This is a genomic window from Proteiniphilum sp. UBA5463, assembly GCF_002427225.1.
In the GTDB taxonomy this organism is placed as follows: Bacteria; Bacteroidota; Bacteroidia; order Bacteroidales; family Dysgonomonadaceae; genus Proteiniphilum; species Proteiniphilum propionicum.
Genome location: NZ_DIQL01000055.1, coordinates 46335 through 53502 on the forward strand (window position 1 = coordinate 46335; position 7168 = coordinate 53502).

The window sequence follows — 7168 nt, forward strand, 5'->3', positions numbered from 1 at the left end:
CAAACGATGAACCGGATACAAACAAATCGCCTGATGAGACTGAATAATGTGCGTACCTGATAAATAGTACGAGTAATAAAAAAACAATACTGTTCACAATATAAAAAGAGAGTAAAGGTTAGAAGAGATATATGCCTATAAGACTAATAAAAGTATCGAAAAATTTGAATGTGGGGATCAACAGCCTGGTTGAATTTCTCCATAAGAAAGGTATTGAAATAGAAGCAAATCCTAACGTTAAAATAGAGGATGAACAGTATGAAATACTGATTGCAGAATTCGGAAAAGACAAAAATATTCGCAGGGAAGCCAATGAGACACGGGAGAAGATGCACCGCCGCGATGAAAAACGTGAAACTGTTGCAATAGAAGGATACGAACTCCCCGAAGAACAGACTCCCAGAAAAAAAGTGGAAAAAGAGATTATAGAAACAGAGATCCCAAAAGAGATGAAGCCCCATTTCAATGTTGTAGGCAGCATCGACCTGGACAGCCTCAACAAAAAGAAAGTTGAGCCGATTAAAGAGGTGCCGGTAAGTGAAAAAGCGGCGGAAACTGATAAAACAACTCTCCCCCATGAGCCGGAAATTGTTCCCCAACCTTCAGTTGAACCTGAAATCAAACAGGATCAGCCTGAAGTAACTATAGAGGAAAAACCTGCACAGGTAAAAGAAGAGGAGATTAAGAGTGCAGAGCCCGTGGAAAAGAAACCACATATTTCAGAAAAGGAAAAGGCTGAGACCAAGGAAACCGAAACCTCAGTCCCCGAAAAAGCTCAGGTGAAACCTGTGGAAGGGGTAAAACAGAAGAGTAAACTTTTTACGGATGAGGCTATACAAAAAAGCGGACCAGCAGCAGAAGAGGTGAAACAAAAAAAAGAACCCGCAGATGACGAGGCTAAACAAAAAAGCGAGCCCGTAGCTGAAGATGCGAAAAAAGCTGAAGGGACAAGGAGCGATAAGGTTTTCCGCATCCACAAAAATAAACTGGAGCCGAACATAGTGGTTAAAGGGTCAATCGACCTCGACTCCATAAACGATCGCACACGCCCCCCCAGGAAATCTAGGGCACAGCGAAAGAAAGAGCGTCTGGAACGGGAGCAGAAAGCCCTTGACAGTAAAAAGCTGAAAGAAGAAAAGGTGAAACAGCTGAAGAAAGAAGCTATTGATGAAAAGAAAAAACACACTGTCTCACCCGAACGCGACGAAGAGAGCAAGAAGAAAAAACGTAAGCGTATCCGCACGAGTAAAGTCAATATCGATAAACCCGGTACATACAACCAGGCTTCAGGAAACGACAGAAGAATGTCGCTCAGGAAACCGATAAAGGCGGAGGTGAGTGAAGAGGATGTTCAGAAGCAGATAAAAGAAACCCTTGCCCGCCTAACCGAAAAAAGAGGGAAAAAAGGCGGTGCAAAATACCGCCGTGAAAAACGAGAAGCAAGCGCCCAGAGATATCAGGAAGAGCTCAAGCAACAGGAGAAAGAAAGCCGTATATTACAGCTCACAGAGTTTGTAACTGCCAATGACTTGGCCAACATGATGAATATTCCCGTAACAAACGTCATCTCCACCTGTATGAGCCTCGGCGTTATGGTAGCCATAAACCAGCGTCTCGATGCAGAGACCATCAACATTGTAGCTGAAGAGTACGGCTTCAAAACCCAGTATGTAAGTGCCGATGTGATAGAAGCTATTGCCGAAGAGAAGGATGATCCTGAAGACCTGATTCCCCGTCCCCCCATTGTAACGGTAATGGGCCATGTGGACCACGGGAAAACATCGTTGCTTGACAGTATTCGCAGTACCAATGTAATCGCCGGTGAAGCCGGAGGGATCACACAGCATATAGGTGCATACAATGTGACATTGGGAGAGGGTGGAAAGATTACCTTCCTCGACACACCCGGTCACGAAGCGTTTACCGCCATGCGCGCTCGCGGAGCAAAGGTGACAGACGTAGCCATTATAATTGTTGCAGCCGACGATAACGTGATGCCCCAAACAGTTGAAGCAATCAACCATGCTGGTGCAGCTGGTGTGCCCATTGTTTTTGCGATCAACAAAATAGATAAACCAGGGGCAAACCCCGAAAAGATAAAAGAGAAACTGGCCGAGATGAATTATCTTGTTGAAGACTGGGGAGGAAAATACCAGTCGCAGGATATTTCGGCAAAAAAAGGTACCGGTATCCGCGAGCTGCTAGAGAAAGTGCTTCTCGAAGCCGATCTTCTGGAACTTAAAGCCAATCCTAATCGCAGAGCTTCTGGCTCCATCATTGAATCATCACTTGACAAAGGAAGGGGTTACGTGGCAACCGTACTCGTGGAGAACGGCACACTGTGTCAGGGCGATATAGTGCTAGCAGGATCATATTTCGGCCGTGTGAAAGCCATGTTCAACGAACGTAACCAGCGTATTGAAAAGGCTGCTCCGTCGGAACCGGCATTGATACTTGGGCTTAACGGAGCACCTCAGGCAGGCGACACTTTCAATGTAATGGAGACCGAACAGGAGGCCCGTTCAATATCCAACCGCCGCGAACAACTGCAACGTGAACAGTCGCTACGCACTCAGAAAATGCTTACCCTTGACGATATAGGCCGCCGCATTGCAATTGGCAACTTCCAACAGTTGAACATTATTGTGAAAGGCGATGTGGACGGATCGGTAGAAGCTCTCTCCGACTCACTCATTCGCCTCTCAACTGAAGAAATTCAGGTGAACGTGATTCACAAGGCTGTAGGCCAGATTTCGGAATCGGACGTAACGCTCGCCGCTGCCTCCGATGCTGTTATCATCGGGTTCCAGGTACGTCCTTCCCTCGGCGCACGCAAGGAGGCTGAAAAAGAGGGTGTCGACATCCGTCTCTATTCAATTATTTATGATGCCATAGAAGAGGTGACTGCAGCAATGGAAGGCATGCTCTCTCCAGAAATAAAGGAAGAGATAACCGGGAATGTGGAAGTGCTGGATGTATTTAAGATATCAAAGGTAGGTACCGTTGCCGGCTGTATGGTTCGCGACGGAAAGATAAAACGCTCCAGCCGTATTCGTCTGATTCGCGAGGGTATAGTTATCTTTACAGGCGAGCTTGATTCACTCAAACGTTTCAAGGACGATGTAAAAGAGGTTACATACGGTTATGAATGCGGAATCACCATTCGTAATTTCAATGACATAAAAGTTGGTGATATTATTGAATCTTACGAAGAAACGGAGATAAAGAAGACTTTGTAAATGAATGAATGAATAATTAATTATTCAACAAAAAATAGATTATTATGACAAAAAAAGTTTTTTTCAGTCTTAGTGTATTTATTTTATTGACAAGTGGAACACTCTTTTCTCAGCAGGTAGTACCACAAGTTTTCATAGCTTATGTGAACACTACGGAGATACTGGATATGATACCAGATAAAGTGCAGGCTACGAAGGACTTGATTGCCTTAAGTGACAACTACAAGAAAGAGTTGGAGTTAATGCAGAACGAATACAATAAAAAATATTCCGATTACATTACATACCAAGCGTCACTGGCAGAAAACATCAAGCTGCGCAGAATGCAAGAGTTGACCGAACTTGAAAACAAGATGGAGCAATTCATGGAACTGGCTCAGCAAGATATTGAAAGTCAAGAAAAGGCAATGCTTAAACCGTTAAAAGAAAAGATCATCAATGCTATCAAGGCAGTGGGTATTGAACGTAACTTCACTGTTATCTACGATCTAGCCAATCCGGGTATTGCATTCGTTTCACCCGACGCAGTTGATGCAAATCCATTTGTAAAAGAAAAACTGGGTATCCGTTAAATAATACCAACTATTGTGAAGGAGCAGTTTTCTGCAAAAGCGGGTGCCATCGGTATATTCGATTCCGGGTATGGCGGACTCACGGTTTTGTCCGGGATAAGGGCCATCATGCCTGGGTACGACTATATTTACCTGGGCGATAATGCACGTGCTCCTTATGGTAACCGCTCCTTTGAGAGGGTTTACGAATTCACACTTGAAGCGGTAAAATGGTTTTTTTCACAAGGCTGTCATTTGGTAATCCTGGCATGTAACACAGCCTCGGCAAAAGCACTGAGAACCATCCAGCAAGCCAATCTGCCGGCAATAGATCCACAGAGAAGGGTACTGGGCGTTATCCGTCCAACAGCAGAGTCTGTTGAAGGCTTATCGAATACTGGTCATATTGGTGTGCTAGGAACAGAGGGAACAATACAATCGCGATCTTATGAGATTGAAATTAAAAAACTTCATCCACATCTTACTGTAACAGGCGAAGCATGTCCCATGTGGGTGCCTTTAGTGGAGAACAGGGAGTATGATAAGCCGGGGGCCGATTATTTTGTAAAACAACATATCAAACGCCTCCTTGAGAGAGATCCGCTAATAGACACTATAATACTGGGATGTACACACTATCCTCTGCTGATGCAGAAGATTAATCAGTACCTGCCTGAGAATGTAAAAGCCATTGCTCAGGCAAGATATATAGCCGAAAGCCTGAACGATTATCTGAAAAGGCATCCCGAGATGGATAAAAAATGTACAAAAAACGGCACTGTAAAATATTTTACTACGGAATCGCCCGGGAAATTCAAACAACTGGCATCACTCTTTCTCAATGAACAGATTGATGCCGGGCAAACAACACTTTAACTGAAATAATGAATTGGTTCGATCTGACCATAGGTATTATTCTGCTTGTAGCTTTCATCAACGGATACCGCAAGGGATTCGTAATGCAGGTTATAGGTTTTGCAACAGTAGTGCTAGCAGCTATTTTCGGAGGAAGGATCGCGGAGAAAATTTTACCGGAAGTAATCAATATAAGTAATCTCTCAACCGATGCTGCAAAGGTTTTATCCTTTATCCTTGCTTTTGCATTAATTGCCATAGTACTCTCACTGATAGGCCGCCTTTTGCAGCGATTTATCGATATGGTTTTTCTTAGTATCATAAACCGATTGCTGGGTGCCGTTATTGCAGCGGGTACCATGATGCTTTTTCTGAGCATTATACTTAATATGATACTTATGCTCGATAAAAACGAGTTGATAATAAAGAAAAACATAAAGGAAGAGTCGTTCTTCTTTGAGCGTGTTGAGGTGGTTTTGCCTGCCATTGTTCCTTATATTGATAAAGAATTCAGTGATGGATATGTACCTGAAAAGTATCGTAAGGAAATAGAAAAAAAGTCGGACAGCATTTTTCAAACCAAGCCTAACTCAAACGCTATTGATTCAACTTTTCAAAAACGTCATTTCGAAACCAATTAAAAAGCATGAAGATAAGGATACACAAAGAGGGTAAAATTGCGCTGGTAAAAATTTTTGCAGCTCTTCTAATGATTAATGCAGCTATCTTCTACTTTTTTCCAAACACTCTCTTTTCGGTAGTTATATTGGCGGTGTCGTTAATTTTGTTTGCAATGGCACTTAACTTTTACAAAAAACCCGACCGGGTCTATAAGGGAGACCTTCACGGGTTGGTGAGCGCACCTGCCGACGGCAGGGTTGTTGTTATAGAAAAGGTGTTTGAGAAAATGTTTTTCAAAGAAGAATGTATACAGATCTCCATTTTCATGTCGTTTTTTAACGCACACTCTAACTGGGTACCGGTGAGTGGAAAAATCATCCACATGTCTCACCTGGAGGGAAATTTTCATGCTGCATACCTGCCAAAATCGAGTCACGAGAATGAGCATACAAACATTCTGATTGAGACTCCCGATCATGGTAAAGTCCTAACAAAGCAGATTGCCGGTGCTGTTGCACGAAGGATTGTCACCTACGTAAATGAAGGCGATGAGGTACATATAGGTTCACCGTTAGGTTTTATAAAACTGGGCTCCAGAATGGATGTTTTTCTGCCGCTCGGAAGTGAAATCCTTGTTGACCTTGGCGAAGAGGTGCGTTCCAACGCAACCTTTCTTGCACGTCTGCCCCAAAAAGATAAATAGTTATGCGGAAACAGATACCAAATATTTTAACATTACTTAATCTCTTTTCAGGATGTATAGCTATCACTATGGCCTTTCAGGGAAACTTCACGGCTGTGGCAATATGGGTCGCTGTTGCTGCACTTTTCGATTTTTTGGATGGGATGGCTGCACGTATATTGAAAGCATACTCTGCCATTGGGAAAGAACTGGACTCACTTGCCGATGTAGTCAGTTTCGGGGTTGCCCCGGCATCAGCAGTGTTTATTCTGCTGCGTGACCACTCCCTCTTTCCCGGCTATCTGGATACCGGCAGCTTATTTATCCCATATCTGGCATTCCTTATTCCTGTTTTTTCCGCACTCAGGCTTGCCCGGTTCAATATCGATGATAGAGAAACTACTACATTCATGGGACTTCCGACACCCGCTAACGGGCTCTTCTGGGTAAGCTACTGCTGCGGATTGCATGTCTTGACCAGTGAAAAAGAATATCTTTTTTATATTACTGCCGGTGCAATATTTCTGATGTCTCTTCTAATGGTCTCAGGAATACCGATGTTTTCACTTAAAATAAAACAGATCAGATTAAAAGGCAATGAGAGACAATTGCTTTTAATATTGCTGATGATAGCTTTTATTGCCATTTGGGGTATAATTGGTGTTGCCTTTGGAATAGTATCATATATTGTTCTTTCAATTGTACTTTCAAGCAAATTTTTTGCATCTGAATCCGAAGAATAGTCGCATCTGCCGTCATTTAAGTCATGCCTGGCATCAATCCATCCTGCATTTTGCAGAATATATGGCGCCTTCTTTCACTTCAGTCAGCGCCCGGGTCAACAAGTAGCAATTCGTTAAATAATACAAACATAATCAATCTATTGTCCGATTCATTGTATCTTTACTTTATTATTAAATATTTTTCATTCACCATATGGGATTTCTGATTAAATTTTTTTTAGTGTTCATGGCTGTTTATTTCCTGATGAAATCATTCGGAAGATGGCTATTGGGAAAACGTACAAGACATTCTTCAAATTACGGCCGGCAACAGTCCAGACAGAATAAACAACCGGAATCACAGGAAAATCGTATCATCGAATATCAAAAAAAAAGATTTGAATCAAGTGAAGCGGAAGATGTGGATTTTGTGGAAATAAAAGATCATAACAGATAATATTTTATTGTAAACAATAGATCAATATATCAATGATGGGG

The 7168-nt window shown here is 42.6% G+C and carries 7 protein-coding genes; all 7 read left to right on the forward strand.

Going from position 1 to position 7168, the window contains the following annotated elements; genetic code table 11:
- Positions 1 to 131 precede the first annotated feature (131 nt).
- The 7 genes from infB (at position 132) to B3B27_RS09640 (ending at position 7127) form a co-directional block, all read left to right on the forward strand.
- Positions 132 to 3239 (forward strand): translation initiation factor IF-2, encoded by a 3108-nt coding sequence (infB, locus tag B3B27_RS09610; protein WP_238867691.1) that lies wholly within the window; start codon positions 132 to 134, stop codon positions 3237 to 3239.
- 44 nt (positions 3240 to 3283) lie between these two features.
- Positions 3284 to 3811, forward strand: coding sequence for an OmpH family outer membrane protein (locus B3B27_RS09615; protein ID WP_238867692.1), 528 nt, complete (start codon positions 3284 to 3286; stop codon positions 3809 to 3811).
- A 15-nt stretch (positions 3812 to 3826) separates the two neighbouring features.
- A complete protein-coding gene (gene murI, locus B3B27_RS09620; RefSeq protein ID WP_238867693.1) occupies positions 3827 to 4666 on the forward strand; it encodes a glutamate racemase in 840 nt (279 codons plus the stop codon).
- An 8-nt stretch (positions 4667 to 4674) separates the two neighbouring features.
- Complete coding sequence (locus B3B27_RS09625) at positions 4675 to 5286, forward strand: CvpA family protein (protein WP_238867694.1); 612 nt, start codon at positions 4675 to 4677, stop codon at positions 5284 to 5286.
- A 5-nt stretch (positions 5287 to 5291) separates the two neighbouring features.
- Entirely contained in the window at positions 5292 to 5969 is a 678-nt protein-coding gene (locus tag B3B27_RS09630) for a phosphatidylserine decarboxylase family protein (RefSeq protein ID WP_238867695.1), read from the forward strand.
- A gap of 2 nt (positions 5970 to 5971) precedes the next feature.
- Positions 5972 to 6691: a CDP-diacylglycerol--serine O-phosphatidyltransferase gene (gene pssA, locus B3B27_RS09635; protein WP_238867696.1), complete on the forward strand. Its 720-nt coding sequence runs from the start codon at positions 5972 to 5974 to the stop codon at positions 6689 to 6691.
- A gap of 226 nt (positions 6692 to 6917) precedes the next feature.
- Complete coding sequence (locus B3B27_RS09640; RefSeq protein WP_238867697.1) at positions 6918 to 7127, forward strand: DUF4834 family protein; 210 nt, start codon at positions 6918 to 6920, stop codon at positions 7125 to 7127.
- Positions 7128 to 7168: the final 41 nt, after the last annotated feature.